Genomic DNA, 15,253 nt, shown 5'->3' on the forward strand with positions numbered 1-15,253 from the left:
AAAGTAAGGCTACAAGATCAGTAAGGACCCCTTATGAGCACTGAGCCTCCTTTTGATAAAGATAACGGCACTACACCCCCTTCGCGCCGTAAAATTCTGACAGCAAGCACTATTGCTTTAGGAGGAGCTGGAGCCTGCGCTCTGGCAGCTCCTTTTCTTGAGTCATTAGAAGGGCCGGGTGCAGATTTACGCAAAGCTGAATCTGACGATAAAGCTGCAATTGTGGAAGTTGATCTTTCTGATCTTAAGAGAGGTGATCACAAACAAATTAAATGGAAAAATTGGCCTGTTTTTATTCAATATCGCACAAAAGACATGATAGCTGCCCTTAAAGAGCCGGCACTAAAAGCTCTTTTACGTGATCCTGATTCAAAAATTCGCCAACAGCCCAAAGATGCAGTCAATGATTATCGCTCTATCAACCCTGATTATGCCATTTTAATTGGGATTTGCACCCACCTGGGCTGCATTCCTAATTTTCGTGATGTCAAAGGCTATGCTCATAAAGGTGGGTTCTTTTGCCCCTGTCATGGTTCCCAATTCGATAATGCAGGGCGAGTTTTAAAAGATATGCCAGCACCTTATAATCTGCCCGTACCACCAGCCCGCTTTATAAAGCCTACCATTTTACGTTTGGGAGAAAGTGCCGCGGAGCCTCATTTCAGCATGAATGATATTCAACAGATATAAAGCGCGCTCATGACCCAATCTCCCCCCCTCCCCATAAACCTGATCTAGAGCATCAATCTGGGCAGCGTCTTTCATTTTTATATAGCTTTTATAAGCATTTCTCACATTACCCCATGCCCCCCGTTAATTGGTTTTGGTGCTTAGGGGCATGCCTATTAGCCGCTTTAGGCCTTATGATGTTAAGCGGTCTTTTTTTGGCAATTAACTATGTCCCTGATACGCACCAAGCCTTTCAGGCTATTGTAACGATAGAACGTCATGTACCTTCAGGATGGTTAATTCGTGCTATTCATATGGCAGGAGCGACTATGATTTTCGCAGCGCTCTATCTCCATATTGGGAGAGGGTTATGGTACGGCTCTTATAAAGCGCCGCGAGAATTTGTCTGGCTCACTGGGCTTTTACTTATGGCACTTTTCATGGTCACAGCCTTTGCAGGCTATGTCTTACCCTGGGGGCAAATGTCTTATTGGGGTGCTACAGTCATAACACATGCAATAGAATCCATTCCTTTTATTGGCAAACCACTTCTCAACTTTTTGTTGGGAGGACCAGAACTAGGCGATATCGCTTTACGCCGCTTTTTTATATTGCATTTCACTTTAGGGTTTGTGGCTGTCGCCATCATAGCTCTGCATATTTTATGTCTTCATGCCGTAGGGCCAACAAATCCTACACTTGACTCACCTCAACCCAAGCGCGTGACAAGGCCTTTCCACCCTTTTTACACTATTAAAGACAATATCGCTGTTTGTGTTTTTCTTATTATTTACACAATCCTGATTTTCTACCTGCCTCATTTAATTGAAAAACAGGCTAATTTACTACCTGCCAATTCCTTAAAAACACCAGATACAATCAGCCCAGAATGGTACCTGGCTCCATTCTTTGCCATGTTACGTGCTGTGCCATCTCAATTAGGCGGGCTGGCAATCGCTTTTGCAAGTTTGCTCATGCTTTTTGCCCTACCCTGGCTCGATCGCTCTCCAAAACATAATGCCACTTACCGACCTCTGGTGCGCTTGGGATGGATCCTGTTTTTTACAGCATTCCTCACTCTTATTGTGGCTGGTCTGGAACCACCTTCTACATGGTGGATTTGGCTAAGCCGGGTGGCTCTTTTAATATGGTTTAGTGTATTTCTCGTTATTCTTCCTTATGCAAGCTTTCGCGAAAGGCACTCAAAAGGAGAAAAATCATGAAATTTTCTCCCCAAAACTTTTTATACTCAGCTCTTTTAAGTTCAGCTTTTTTAGGTTGTTTTTCCTCACAAGCAGCTGCTGATACAAGCACCCAACACGGCTTTTATGTATTTCAAAAAGTCTGCATGGACTGCCATGGCATGGCAGATGTTCATTATGGCGATATGGCAAAATTAGGGATTCCACTCTCTTATCTAAAAGAATGGGCCGAAAGCCGCCACGCCACCCTAAAAGACCCTATTGCTTCGCCTTTCCCAACAATTGAGGCTGCTAAAGCAGCTTATGGCGATGCTCCACCTGACATGTCACAATTAGCACGATATATAAAAGGAGGATCTTTTTACATTGAAAAAATGCTTAAATCCTACGAGCCAGCTCCTAAGGACTTTAAATTAGGCCCTAACAGTTATTATAATCCTGTCGCTCTAAGCCATCATAAAGTTTTTCGTATGCCCTATCCCTTCATGAAGGAAACGATGACTTATCCTGATGGTAAAATTGCTGATGTGCCACAAATGGCACAGGATGTTACACAATTTTTAAACTGGGCCGCTGCGCCACACAATAAAAATCGTTTTCTTTATGGAACTGCTATTTTGCTTTATTTAGCAGTCATGTTGGGCTTATTAATTTCACTTAAGAAAATGATACCTTAGTAAAATATAATAACAATAAGCTCCCACTCTTTTACGCAAATTATATGAGGTTTACAAAAAGAGCGGGCACTTATTCTGGCACTGTACTTATTTACGCTTATGGAGCAGGATTAGCATTTAACTGATGAATATTATTTATTTTTGCTTCCAAATCATCAGTAATCAGACTGGCCTTTGTTTTTAACAAAAGATCAAGCTGCTCTAAAGATGTAGCACCAATGATCGTGCTTGCTACAAAAGGACGAGACATTGCAAAGGCTGTTGCCATTTGCACCAGATTTACGCCCTCTTGCTCAGCTAAAGCTTTATAAGCTTTGATTGCTTTATCTACACCTGGTTTTTCATAGCGTTGTCCGCGATCAAAAAGCGTCGTGCGAGCTCCTGCAGGGCGGGCTCCATCAAGATATTTTCCTGTTAAATAGCCCTGTCCCAAGGGGGAATAAGCCAGCAACCCAACTTTTTCACGAAGGCACATCTCGGCAAGGCCAATTTCAAAAGTACGGTTGAGCAGGTTATAGGCATTTTGAATAGACACGATATGAGGTGCTTTTAATTTATCAGCCTCATGCAAAAATTTTGCTACCCCCCAAGACGTTTCGTTTGAAAGGCCATAATGGCGTATTTTCCCCTCTTTCACGAGCTCGTTCAAAGCTCCTACTGTCTCAGCAATAGGAACTTCATCAGCAAGTGAGAGATTTTTGAATGTCGTGCCACCCTCTCCAAATAAGCCAATTTCCCTATCTGGCCAATGCAGCTGATAAAGATCAAGGTAATCTGTCTGTAAACGCTGCAAAGACTGATCAATAGCATAACGGATTTGCTGTGGCGTTAAGCGGGCCGGCTCTCCTCCAGGTCGATACCATTTATTAGAAGAGCGCCCTACAACTTTACTTGCAAGAATAATTTTATCACGCTGGCCCTTTTGTTTGAGCCAGGAGCCAATAATTTTTTCTGTTGCGCCATATGTTTCTGCACGTGGAGGAATAGAATAAAGCTCTGCCGTATCAATAAAATTGACACCATGGTCCAATGCCATATCAAGCTGCGCATGACCTTCTGCCTCGGTATTTTGTTGGCCAAAGGTCATGGTGCCCAAGCAAATTTCACTGACAGAAATCTCTGTGTTACCAAGATTATGATAACGCATTTTATCCTCCTAAAAGAGTGATAGTTCCTACAAAAATTATAAAAAATTAATGTATGTTTATGGGACTATAACACATCCAAAGACTTTTATTTAGGATAACAAAAAGCTATCGTTTCTGAGGTTTGACTAAATAAACCAAAAGTGAGGAGCAATTTCAGACTCATGCGTATTTTACTAGTTGAGGATGACCCTACGGTTCGTTCATATGTCTCAAAAGGACTGAAGGAAGCTGGCCATAACGTTGATGAGACCGAAAACGGCAAAGACGGTCTTTTTCTCGCTGTAAGTGAGAGCTATGACGTCATCATTCTCGATCGCATGTTGCCAGGTGGTATTGATGGGCTTCGTATTCTTGAAACATTAAGGAGCCAGAAAAATAAGACACCTGTTCTCATTCTTTCTGCTTTAGCTGATGTTGATGAACGCGTATCTGGCTTAAAAGCTGGAGGCGATGATTATGTTACAAAACCATTTTCCTTCTCAGAGCTTTTAGCCCGTGTAGAAGCCCTAACGCGACGGGGACAAAATGACAATCCGCAGACAACAAGGCTGATTATAGGTGATTTAGAGCTCGATTTATTGGCCCGTGAAGTCAAAAGAGAGGGCAAACGCATTGACCTTCAGCCACGTGAATTTCGTCTCCTAGAATTTTTGGCACGCCATGCAGGCCAAGTTATCACACGCACGATGCTGCTAGAAAAAGTGTGGGATTATCACTTCGACCCTCAGACAAATGTGATTGACGTTCATGTTTCACGTTTGCGCCAAAAAGTAGATAAACCCTTCGCCCACACTATGATTCACACAGTGCGGAATGCGGGCTATATTTTGCGTGCTCCTGACGAAGAAACTTAAATCACCTTATGAACAACACTAAAAAGCGGTTAATTTCATGGCGGCGCCGTTGGCCTATTCGCTCTATCGGGGTCAATTTTGCCCTTGCCTATAGTGTTGTTTTTCTGATCTCTGCGAGCATCTTTCTCTCATTTACATGGTGGAGCACCACAAATCTTTTAAACCGTCATGTACAAAATGCGATTGAAACTGATGCTTCAGATCTCACTCATCGGTGGCGCGTTGGTGGGCCTCGTGCCCTCACGCACGCCATTAAGGAACGGTTAGATCAAAATGTAGATGATGACGCGCTTTATTTACTCGTCGATGGGCTTGGGCGCCGGTTGGCAGGAAATTTACCAGGGTGGCCTGTCAAAATACAAAAGACAGACCATTATTATGAACTCCCCATAAAGCGTTATTCATTTAGAACCACCGCAAAATTTCGGGTTTATAAACTCACCAAGGGTTACCGTCTCATCATAGGTCACGACGTTAAAGGGCGTGAACTCTTCCGTCACATTATTACAGAAACACTTGTCTGGTGCGCTCTTATGGTCTCTATCCTTGCTTTAGGAGGGGCTTTTGTCGTGAGACGCCTGTTCCGGCATGTGGTGTTTTCTATTGCCCGAACAACACGCGCTTTAGCAAATGGAGATCTTAACCACCGGATAGCCCTTGATGGGAGCGAAACTGACCTCGTTGCAGAAACAATTAATGCAATGCTGGAACGTATTAATCGCTTAATGGATGGGGTGAAGCAGGTTTCTAACGCCATTGCCCATGACCTGCGAACACCCATCGCCCGTGCCCGAACACGCCTAGAAGATGCCATCGATCACGCCAAAAGTGAGGAAGAGCTGCGCGAAGCCGTTAGCTTGGCGGTAGGAGATCTTGATAATATTACGCTTATCTTTGAGGCCTTATTGAGAATTGCACAAATTGAAGCCGGGGCCAAACGCTCTGCCTTTGCTGAAGTTGATCTCAATAAATTACTTGAAAATATGGCTGAATTTTACAGTGTTTCTGCTGAAGAAGCCGGCTTGAACCTGGCCCTTAATGCAAGCTCTTTACCCACCATCATTGGCGATAAATCTTTATTGCAGCAAGCTATCGCCAATTTATTAGATAATGCCATCAAATTTACCCCTCAAGGTGGTACGATTACATTAGAGGCTCATACAATTCCCTTAGAGAGCACCTCACCTGACTCTATAAAAATCAGCGTTCGTGATGAGGGTGTTGGTATGGCTGAAAAAGACATTAATCGTGCTCATGAACGCTTCTTCCGCGCTGAATCAGCACGTAATACCCCTGGCTCTGGCTTAGGCCTATCCCTTGTACAGGCCATTATGAGCCTTCATAAAGGCAGCTTATCATTGCAAAATGAGCAACCCGGCTTACGCGTTATTCTTACATTGCCTCTTTCAGACAGTTAACAGATATTACCAAAATTTCATATCGTCCCCACATCTAGGCTAACTTATATACATCATAATAGGGACTATGCGCGCTATATTCTTCCTTTTCGTTCTTCTATGTCTGGCTGAAACCTCTCATATAGGTCATGCTAAAATCATGCCTATTACAAAAGACGTACACACATCTCATGAAGGCAGCTTGGAGATTACAAGTGATAGCAAAGATTATTGCTCTCGGCTTGATCGCGCCTTAACAAAAAAACTTAAGCTTCCCCACGGTGTGCCTGTTGGAATTGTAGAAGATGTACGTACTCTGCAAGAAAGAGGCAAATTTCTTTGCGGGCAAGGCTTTGTCAGAGGGGCATTGAAAGGCTTAGGAGAGGATTAGTTTTATTAAAACAATATGAAAAACCCTCTAAGTATAAATAAAATTTATAAAGTAGTACTTTGTCATTATACAAAATATATCTCTTAATGGCTAAAAAATTAATAAAATATAACAAATTTTAATTGTTCTTGACATTAGAACTGACATTATCTCATTCTTAAAAAGACGGTATTACATTTGAATTCTGTAGCAGCATGAAGAAACGAGATAGTAAATTATATCTCGATTTCTTTATAAAATGCTGGATATGGAACGGAGACACAGTAAAATGAAACAAAATCTCACACTTCGTCGCGTTTTAAAAAATGCTTCTTTCCTTGCTGTAGGAGCTCTTATGAGCACTAGCTTTTCAGTCAATTCTGCTCACGCTGGACCTGGAATGATGCCTCCTCCACCTCATGCAGATCACCATGCTGGCGTTAGACTGGCTTTCGCGACACAAGGTGAAGCACAAGCTAAACCAACAGAACTCACCATTCATCTCACAGCACAAAAAGAGAGCACCTCCCCCGTTGAGGCTCAACAAGCTCTTAATAAACTGGTCGATAGTGCCATGAAGGCTACATCTGACCAGAAAGACATTAAAACAATGGCAGGCAATTATTCTATTTCTCGGGAATATACACAAAAAGGCCCTGGCCGCTGGAGTGCCCGTCAGACAATTAAAATCAAAGGTACAGATAGCCAAAAGCTTTTAAGCTATGCCGAAAAGCTTCAGAAAATTGGTCTTGGTGTTGATAGTTTTGAATGGTCTTTAGATCAACAGACCCAGCAAAAGCTTGAACAACAGGCTCGCTCTGAAGCCCTTAAAAAAATACGCCAACAAGCTGAGTCAGATGCTCAAGATCTGGGCCTGAAATTCGTCAAGCTTGATAGCGTCATGGTTCGCTCCTCTGGTATGCCACATGCCCCGAGGCACACCCATTCGCTTTAATGGCTGCTCGCTCCGCAGAATCTCCACAGCCACAAAGTACACCAGAAGCTCAAAAAGTTGTCGTTACTGTCATGGCCCATGCATGGCTGAACAATCAGTAAATAAGATAATCAGACCTTACTGATCTGAAATGGGACGCTTTCCTAACGTAATGGAAAGCGTCTTTTCTTCATTATTACGCTTGATCGTAAACACGAACACAGTTCCCGGAAGAGCTGCTGCTACACTTCTGAGCACTGTTCGGGCATCTCTTACAGAAACCTTGCCCATAGCTAAAATGGCATCTTTCTTACGCAATCCCCCTGCCAGGCAGGCCCATTTTGATCAACATCCTCAACGATCATAGGAACATTCGTATCATTGAGCGTTACGCCAAGCCATCCATGATCAACGTGACCATTTTTTTCAATCTGCTCCACAACAGGGGCAACAATTTCAGCCGGAATACCAAATCCTATTCCAACTGATCCATCACTTGGTGAAGCAATAGCAGCATTTACAGCAATAACCTGACCATGAAGGTTAAAAGCAGGCCCCCTGAATTTCCAGGGTTAATGGGAGCATCTAGCTGCATGAAATCATCTAAGGCTCCAATGCCCAAATCACGCCCCACGGCAGAGATGATTCCCGCTGTTACTGAGGAACCAAACCCAAAAGGATTACCCGCAACTAAAATCCAATCTCCAATCTCAACCTGCCGACTATCACCCCACGTTACACAAGGTAACGGCGTTGGTGTGTCAACCTTAATAACCGCAATGTCAGTCATTGGATCATCACCCAAAAGATGAGCTGACAGGCTACGCCCGTCTGATAAAGACACTGTCACCTTTGTCGCCCCACCAATAACATGGCGGTTCGTCACGATTAGCCCTGAGGGGTCAACGATAAACCCTGATCCTGCGCCTGTCATATCATCATCAGCAGGGTGAATAATTTTACGGTTTATATGACGGTGCTTTACTTTAGAAGAGACATGCTTCTTAGCTCGCTTGAGTATTTTTTTATGCGGGCGAGGATGTACTTTCTGTAGTCTTCTCTTAGTGTGAGAGGGCACTTTTTTATGGATGGGCGCTTTTGCTTTGGGCTTAACTTCCCGATCGGCCGGATCGCGTGAAATAGAAATATTTACCACCGCGGGAATAACCCGCCGCACCAAAGGAGCAAAACTAGGAAGGTCGGACGATAAAGCAGAATTTAAAGAGGGCGTTTTTACCTTCTCAGCAGAAGTTTCTTTCTTCTTTGGAACCTCAGTAAGTGAGTTTGGCCTTACTAAAGGTGCTGATATAGGCACTGAAGGCGGATGGTTATGGAAAAATCGTTTTCTGAGAAAAGAATGCCCCGCCGCTTCTTGTGACTTGGGCGCCATATTACTTTCATAAGCAACAAAAACGGCACATACAGCCCCTGCAGTAAGGCCGCCAGCGAGAGCGGGGATCAAAACTGCATGGACAAGCCGCTTCATCGCAGGAAGACCTCAATAGAACAGAGTTGCTCAGGTTATAATAATCAGCATCACCCTTCCCACTTACTGAAAGAATGAGGCAATATTTTAACACCAAAAAAACTAATCGCTAAGAGCGTAACTTCATTTCACTCTGATTATTTATTTTAGCAAAATACTGTTAGGGAGCTGTCAGGCAATGTACCTTTTTAAAACATCTTTGTTTCTACTTTATGAAAAGACTCAAAAATAAATTTAGTTATGAGATGATCGACGATGGATCTTCTGGCCAATTATGCTTTGGGTAACGCCCTCTCATCTCTTTAAGCAAATCTAACCATCCATTTTTCCAAAAAGCTTCTAAATCTGTCGTAATTGCCTGAGGTCTACCAGCAGGTGAGAGCAAAATGGCCTGAAGAGACACCTTGCCCCGTGCAATTATGGGCAAAGACTTTAACCCATAAAAAGACTGGGCACGCGCTGAGACTGAGGGCACAGGGGCCGTATAATCAATAGTGTGCTGGCGGCCTTTTAAAGTTAAAAAAGGAGGGAGATGCTTATCTAATATCTGACGCTCCTCATAGCTCAAAAAACTTTGTAAAATGTGCGTAAGGTCAAGTTCTTTAAACTGAGATAATTTGCAAAAACCTATTAGCCAAGGTTTCAGCCATTCCGAATCTTGCAAGAGAGCCTCATCAGAAAGATCAGGCAAGTCTGGGGCAAAATAAAGTCGTGCAAGGTGAATCCGGGCCTGCAATTGACAGACCTTATCATCCCACGTCAGTAATTTTTTAAAATCACTTTTAAGACGCTCTAAAAACAGCTCAAGTGCTTCCTCTTCCGAAGCAGGAATGTTTTTGTCTTTTAAAACCAGAGAACCCAAACATAATTTTTGACGTGCCCAGACACGCCCTGAATTTGTATCAAACGCAAGGTCGCGTTTTTCGATCAATTGCTGCTGTAAACAAGACGGTAAATCATCTCTCTTTAACGCTGTAGCCATGGTTATTTCATGAGAGCGTTTGGCATGAATTCCTATAGCAACCAGTAATGATTCACGAGATAGAGGATCTGTCACAGAAAGGCGGGCGCTCCCTCCTCCTGCCAAACGATAGCGCCCTATGTCTCCTGCCTGCTGCGCCACTCTATCAGGAAACCCGGCAGCCACTAAGAAAGGAATTTTTTCATCCTCTATAAGTGAAAAATCAGTATCTTTCACTTTTAAGCGCCGCATGTAACGTTTTGCTATATGACGCAGATGCTGCATAACATAGCCAGGAACTCTCCGATCATTCTGTGCAAAAAGTGCTAATCTAAATCTGATATCGGTTGTGATATTCGTTTTATCATCAACTCGTCCTAGAGGATCACGTTCTTCTAACAAGGCAGCAAGACATGACGCTGTAATTTTTTCTGAATCTGTTTCAGCAGAGCAGAGCATGGCTGCAAGACGCGGATGAGTACCAACCCCTATCATTTTATGACCTAAGGGTGTTAGGGAACCGTTTTTATCTAAAGCACCCAGTAATTTTAACAAATGCTGAGCTGCTTCCAAAGCTCCTGATGGCGGCATTTCAATAAGAGGTAATGTAAGAGGGTCTGTACCCATTACATGCCGCCAGGACGATGTTATAAGAGCAAAATCACTTAAATCAGCGTCTTTTATTTCAGGACTATCCTGTAATAAAAGGCGGCGTTGCGTCATTTCAGACCATAATCGTACAGCAATTCCAGGCCCCTGACGGCCCGCGCGCCCAGCTCTCTGCTCTGCTGTGGCACGAGAAATACGATGAGTTATAAGACGTGATAAACCCGTATTTGGGTCACGTCGAGGAGAGCGCCGCCAACCTCCATCTATGACAATATGAACACCCGGCACTGTAACAGAGGTTTCAGCAATGGATGTTGCTAAAACAATGCGTCGCCCCTTTTCAGGATCCAGGGCCTTTTGCTGCTCTTGTGGCGATTGCTCCCCATAGAGAAAATAAACAGGTAACTTAGAGTCAAGTAAGGCCGCACACCGCCTGATTTCTCCTATCCCGGGTAAAAACACCAAAATAGAACCCGCTTCATCGTTCCACATTCGATGAATAACACGCGCGCATAAAGCAGGAAGATCCTTCAAATGCGCAATATCACGCTCAAAACGAACGGTAACAGGGTACTGCCGCCCCTGACTCTGCAAAAGAGGTGCTTTTAGAAGCTCGGTAAAAACATCAGTTTCCAAAGTGGCAGACATAGCCACTATTCTTAAATCAGGACGAAAATTTTTTTGTATATCAAGGCATAAAGCAATCGCTATATCGCTATTTAATGAGCGCTCATGTACCTCATCAAAAATAACAACACCAACATCTTCAAGAAGTGGATTACTTAATAAGCGCCTTAATAATAATCCCTCTGTCATCACTTCTATGCGCGTTTTAGCAGAAACGACCTGCTCCAAACGTGTGCAATATCCAATAAATTCGCCAGGATCCTCTCCTCGCAAAAAAGCCATACGCGCCGCTGCACCTCGTACAGCAACACGTCTAGGCTCAACGAGGATTATTTTCTTACCTGCAAGCCAGTTTGGCTCATGAGCTAAAAGGTAAGGAGGAACTAGCGTTGTCTTACCGGCACCTGGAGGCGCCATAAGCACAAGATTAGGATTAGTTTGAAGGCTTTTTAAAAGTGCAGGAAGTGTTTCTTCGACAGGAAGTGAAGACTCAGTGAGCATATCCAATGAGTTTCAGGCCTTATTTTAACGGAAAGCCAAGCTTTTCGAGAACAGATTTAACCACATGGCGACCACTTAAACCTTTTAGGCTCGAAACGCGCGCAGCAACAGTTTGCGACCAACGCCGAGAAGGTAAACCCTGCTCCTGCTGGTAGTCATCGGCCTTTTTGTCATAATCAGCGATATAATCTGCTTCATTTTCCGTATTATAACGTTCTCTATGCACCACAACATTTTGGCTAAGACGCGGTTTAATATGTCTGGTTACATTAGAGGCCGGATGCCCTACGCACAAACCAACAACAGCATAAGACCGTGGAGGTAATTCCAATAATTCTGCCACGGCTGCGATATTATTGCGCAAACCACCTATATAAACCGTGCCCAGCCCCATTGATTCAAAAGCCGTTACGGCATTTTGGGCTGTAATGCCGATATCCAGCACGGCCATTAAGTGTGATTCTTCGTAATTCAGAGCTTCATCTGACAATTTTTCATATTTTGTCAGTCGCTCTAAGCGCGACAAATCAACAATCCAGGCAAGAAAAACAGGGGCTGTTTTAATATAATTCTGATGACCAGCAAGCTCCGCCAATTTTGCCCTTTTTTGCGGATCTTCTACCACAACAACAGACCAATGTTGCAAATTACAGGAAGTTGCCGCAGATGAAGCCGCCGCTAACCCTGTCTCAAGAGCACCTTCTGGTAGAGGATCGGCTTTATAATCACGCACACTTTGATGCGATAATTGTACGCGTAGGGTCTCGTTATCAATAAGAGACTGTGGTGCGGACAAACGATAACGCTCTTGCCATAGCTCGCTCATGCTATGGCCAACAAAAGGCGAAGCTTTATCCATGACCTTTACTCCTCGTAATTTATTAGTGAGGTCACTGGCACATCAATTTTACTGCGCCCCTTTAAAAAGGCTAACTCAATCACAACAGAGGCCCCAACAACTTCGGCACCGACCTTACGCAATAGACTCACTGACGCCCCTAACGTGCCTCCCGTTGCAAGAAGATCATCCAACACAACTACGCGTTGGCCGGGTTTAATAGCGTCTTCCTGAATATGGAGTTCATCATGACCATATTCCAGACCATATTTTAATGAAACTGTTTTACCAGGTAATTTGCCAGGTTTACGCAACATCGTAAAACCACAGCCCAAGCGCATTGCCAAAGGTGCAGCTGTTAAAAAGCCCCGGCTTTCAATGCCAGCTAAAATGTCAGGATTAAATTTTGCAACAATGCGAGCAAGCCGTCCTGTCGCAATCTGCCATGCCTCTGGATTACGAATAAGAGTTGAAATATCGTAAAATAAGATGCCTTCTTTAGGGAAATCAGGCACTTCACGAATATATTTCTTAAGATCAGCGGGTTCCGGTTCTTGATAAGGCATATAAAGGCTTCCTTATGGTCAGTAAATCAATAAACACATAAGGTGTCATTGTGTAAGCGAGCATCACAAAAGGCTCAAGTTTTATTGCCTGCATAAAAAGAATAAGCTTCTTTTATCTTCTCTAAAAGTACAGTTTTTCTAAAAGGTTTGGGTAATAAACTAACTTTCTCCAAACCTTGGACCGATGTCTGACTTTCATCAAAACTACCAGACGTTAAAATAACAGCTAATTGTGGAAATTTTGCCCGCAATTTTTGCGCCAACACCTTACCGTTAAGCGCCCCCGCTAAATTAAGATCAGAAATAAGAAGCGCAGGTTCTAATTTTTCAGCCTGTTCTAAAGAGTCTTCGGCTGATGAAAATTTAAAAACGCAATATCCCTCTTTTTTAAGAACGGATTCAATCAAAATTGCCACCATTTCTTCATCTTCAATCAGCAAGGCATGACCAGCTTTTATCATATATTCTACTCTTGGACGCGACGAGCCTTAACTGAACTGATCAGGGCAAATATTAACATAATGCTATTAGCAAAAATAAGCATCCCGGCCATTGGCACGGCTGTACCAAGAGGCAGGCGAGCAAAAGCAAAAGTTGCCAACATGCCAAACACATATTGCCCTGTACCACCTAATGCCGCAGCTGACCCCGCATTTTGAGCCTGGTTAGAAAGTGCAATAGCCGCCGCATTAGGCCCAACAGCTCCACCAGGACTTAATGTTAACAGCATGATGATAGTCAAAGGCCAAAAATATAGCTGCTTTAAATGGCCAGCATGGTCTAAATCATGTGCAGACCACAGAGCAACAAGCAAAAATAGACTACCAAAACTCACAGCTAACACTAACGCCGTTTTAAGAAGTGTTCTGCTGTTATAGAATCTCAATAAAAATGCGTTAATTTGCGAGGTGCCAATCATGCAAATCGCAAACGCTCCAAACAACATGCCATAATGAAATGGTGTAAGGTTAAAGACCTCTTCAAATAAAAAAGGTGCCGCAGTCAGATACGTAAAAACTATAAGCCCTTGCAGCATCCAGATTATACCGGTGTAGAAAAAGCTTGGATCACGCAAAATGGAAATATAACGGTGAAATACAATATGTGCCTTAATTTCACGCCTATATTGAGGAACCAATGTATCAGGCAAAAATAACAACACAGCCACAGCACTGAAGCCGCCATAAATAGCCGTGCCCAGAAAATTCCTCTCCAGCTCATATATTGTAAGAGAAATCCTCCTAAAGCAGGGGCCATAATCGGTACAATCCCCTGAATAATGATTAATCGTGACATGATACGCGACATGCCATCGCCCGAAGCAACATCACGAATGCACGCATTAGGCACAACCATACTTGCCGCCCCCATCAATGCAGCGAGCACGCGATAAAGGCATAATTGTTCGAGTGTATTGGAAAGAGCACATCCAATAGCAGCCAGGACATAGCCTAATGTACAGGCAAGAAGAGGCAACCGACGGCCAAAACGATCTGAAATAGGGCCAATCACAATTTGCCCAATAGCCAAACCTGCGACCCACGCCGTCATTGTCAGACTACCAGCTCCAGGGCTGGTATGAAGTTGGTGTTCAATTGCTGGCAGGGCAGGAAGATAGATATCAGTTGATACTGGTGCAACGGCTGTCAAACTACCTAATAGGACAGGAAACCATAAGGGCAAAGACGTATTAAGAGCAGAGCCATCTTCGGCTTTTTCAAGATTAAGACGCGTTAGAACCACAATTAATCCTCAATAACTTTAAAGCTCATTATGCCCAGATGACTTATTACCCGCTAATCTGGCTTTATAAAAATGATTCATAGCAACCAGCCCTACCAGGGAGGACAATAAAAAGAGCAAACTCGCTATAATAATTTCATAAAAATGGCCTAAATGCGTGCCGGTCCCAATAAGAGTAAATATAACATTTTGTGGTATCCCCCCTATAAGGGTTGCAAAAACAAATTCCACAAAAGGTATTTTTACCAATCCTGCTCCAATAGACACTAACAAAGCTGAACCTATAGGCAGCAAACGCAAGGAAAGCACGGCTAAAAAAGGCGATGTTTGCCCCATTTCGCGCAAAATTCTTAAAGCCTTATCTTTGGTAGATGAAAATGAACGACTTAAAAAACGCGCCCATAAATAGCTTAAACAAGAACCTGCCTCATAAGCGAAAGTGCAAAGTAACAATCCTTTTTCAAAACCGAAACTAAGACCTGCGGCAAAGCAAAGCGCCTGTCTGGAAAGACCAAAAGCACAATAAAAAGTGCCAATGAGAGAAAACCAAAACCATCCCCAAGGCTTAGTTTGCCATTGTGATACATCAGAAAGAAAAGCTTGGACAACCGGTATTTGCCAAAGAATCAAAGGAAGGAGGATAAGCGCCAAAGCTATAAATATCATTTTAA

Annotated in this window: 18 protein-coding genes; 7 read left to right on the plus strand and 11 right to left on the minus strand. The window is 43.3% G+C overall.

Annotation, left to right across the window (positions count from 1 at the left end):
* Window positions 1–33 precede the first annotated feature (33 nt).
* From petA to GT348_RS06830, 3 genes are read left to right on the plus strand one after another with little or no spacing between them, the layout of a single operon-like run.
* Window positions 34–690: a ubiquinol-cytochrome c reductase iron-sulfur subunit gene (petA, locus tag GT348_RS06820; RefSeq protein WP_160619059.1), complete on the plus strand. Its 657-nt coding sequence runs from the start codon at window positions 34–36 to the stop codon at window positions 688–690.
* Window positions 691–707: 17 nt separating this feature from the next.
* Window positions 708–1,892, plus strand: a complete 1,185-nt coding sequence (locus GT348_RS06825) for a cytochrome b (protein ID WP_236646622.1) — start codon at window positions 708–710, stop codon at window positions 1,890–1,892.
* Window positions 1,889–2,548 (plus strand): cytochrome c1, encoded by a 660-nt coding sequence (locus GT348_RS06830; RefSeq protein ID WP_160619061.1) that lies wholly within the window; start codon window positions 1,889–1,891, stop codon window positions 2,546–2,548. Before GT348_RS06825 ends, GT348_RS06830 begins: the two co-directional genes overlap by 4 nt.
* Window positions 2,549–2,645: 97 nt before the next feature.
* Here GT348_RS06830 and GT348_RS06835 read toward each other — a convergent pair whose 3' ends face one another.
* The gene (locus GT348_RS06835) at window positions 2,646–3,695 is read right to left on the minus strand and encodes an aldo/keto reductase (protein ID WP_160619062.1); all 1,050 of its coding nucleotides are present in this window, start codon (window positions 3,693–3,695) and stop codon (window positions 2,646–2,648) included.
* A 162-nt stretch (window positions 3,696–3,857) separates the two neighbouring features.
* Here GT348_RS06835 and GT348_RS06840 point away from each other — a divergent pair, with 162 nt between their 5' ends.
* The 4 genes from GT348_RS06840 to GT348_RS06855 all read left to right on the plus strand — a co-directional run bounded on the left by GT348_RS06840 (window position 3,858) and on the right by GT348_RS06855 (window position 7,272).
* Window positions 3,858–4,550, plus strand: a complete 693-nt coding sequence (locus GT348_RS06840; protein WP_160619063.1) for a response regulator transcription factor — start codon at window positions 3,858–3,860, stop codon at window positions 4,548–4,550.
* A gap of 8 nt (window positions 4,551–4,558) precedes the next feature.
* Window positions 4,559–5,968 (plus strand): sensor histidine kinase, encoded by a 1,410-nt coding sequence (locus tag GT348_RS06845; RefSeq protein ID WP_160619064.1) that lies wholly within the window; start codon window positions 4,559–4,561, stop codon window positions 5,966–5,968.
* Between the two features lie 67 nt (window positions 5,969–6,035).
* Window positions 6,036–6,338, plus strand: coding sequence for a hypothetical protein (locus GT348_RS06850; protein WP_160619065.1), 303 nt, complete (start codon window positions 6,036–6,038; stop codon window positions 6,336–6,338).
* A gap of 268 nt (window positions 6,339–6,606) precedes the next feature.
* Window positions 6,607–7,272, plus strand: coding sequence for an SIMPL domain-containing protein (locus tag GT348_RS06855; RefSeq protein WP_160619066.1), 666 nt, complete (start codon window positions 6,607–6,609; stop codon window positions 7,270–7,272).
* Window positions 7,273–7,389: 117 nt separating this feature from the next.
* Here the strand turns inward: GT348_RS06855 and GT348_RS09405 are convergent, their stop codons facing one another.
* The 10 genes from GT348_RS09405 to GT348_RS06890 form a co-directional block, all read right to left on the minus strand.
* Window positions 7,390–7,569, minus strand: a complete 180-nt coding sequence (locus GT348_RS09405) for a S1C family serine protease (protein ID WP_236646452.1) — start codon at window positions 7,567–7,569, stop codon at window positions 7,390–7,392.
* Window positions 7,545–7,691 carry a hypothetical protein gene (locus tag GT348_RS09410; RefSeq protein WP_236646453.1) on the minus strand — a complete coding sequence of 49 codons (147 nt, stop codon included), beginning with the start codon at window positions 7,689–7,691 and terminating at the stop codon, window positions 7,545–7,547. The genes GT348_RS09405 and GT348_RS09410 overlap by 25 nt, the downstream gene beginning before the upstream one ends.
* 77 nt (window positions 7,692–7,768) lie before the next feature.
* The gene (locus GT348_RS06860; protein WP_236646454.1) at window positions 7,769–8,737 is read right to left on the minus strand and encodes a S1C family serine protease; all 969 of its coding nucleotides are present in this window, start codon (window positions 8,735–8,737) and stop codon (window positions 7,769–7,771) included.
* A gap of 238 nt (window positions 8,738–8,975) precedes the next feature.
* The gene (gene hrpB, locus GT348_RS06865) at window positions 8,976–11,435 is read right to left on the minus strand and encodes an ATP-dependent helicase HrpB (protein ID WP_160619482.1); all 2,460 of its coding nucleotides are present in this window, start codon (window positions 11,433–11,435) and stop codon (window positions 8,976–8,978) included.
* A gap of 19 nt (window positions 11,436–11,454) precedes the next feature.
* Window positions 11,455–12,294 carry an NADPH-dependent oxidoreductase gene (locus tag GT348_RS06870; RefSeq protein ID WP_236646455.1) on the minus strand — a complete coding sequence of 280 codons (840 nt, stop codon included), beginning with the start codon at window positions 12,292–12,294 and terminating at the stop codon, window positions 11,455–11,457.
* Between the two features lie 5 nt (window positions 12,295–12,299).
* Window positions 12,300–12,839: an adenine phosphoribosyltransferase gene (locus GT348_RS06875; protein ID WP_160619067.1), complete on the minus strand. Its 540-nt coding sequence runs from the start codon at window positions 12,837–12,839 to the stop codon at window positions 12,300–12,302.
* A 74-nt stretch (window positions 12,840–12,913) separates the two neighbouring features.
* Entirely contained in the window at window positions 12,914–13,300 is a 387-nt protein-coding gene (locus GT348_RS06880) for a response regulator (protein WP_160619068.1), read from the minus strand.
* Between the two features lie 5 nt (window positions 13,301–13,305).
* Window positions 13,306–13,989 (minus strand): MFS transporter, encoded by a 684-nt coding sequence (locus GT348_RS09415; RefSeq protein ID WP_236646631.1) that lies wholly within the window; start codon window positions 13,987–13,989, stop codon window positions 13,306–13,308.
* Window positions 13,881–14,582, minus strand: a complete 702-nt coding sequence (locus GT348_RS09420) for an MFS transporter (RefSeq protein ID WP_236646456.1) — start codon at window positions 14,580–14,582, stop codon at window positions 13,881–13,883. Before GT348_RS09420 ends, GT348_RS09415 begins: the two co-directional genes overlap by 109 nt.
* A gap of 18 nt (window positions 14,583–14,600) precedes the next feature.
* Window positions 14,601–15,248, minus strand: a complete 648-nt coding sequence (locus tag GT348_RS06890) for a TVP38/TMEM64 family protein (RefSeq protein WP_160619069.1) — start codon at window positions 15,246–15,248, stop codon at window positions 14,601–14,603.
* Window positions 15,249–15,253 lie beyond the last annotated feature (5 nt).

Source organism: Aristophania vespae, assembly GCF_009906835.1.
Lineage (GTDB): Bacteria > Pseudomonadota > Alphaproteobacteria > Acetobacterales > Acetobacteraceae > Aristophania > Aristophania vespae.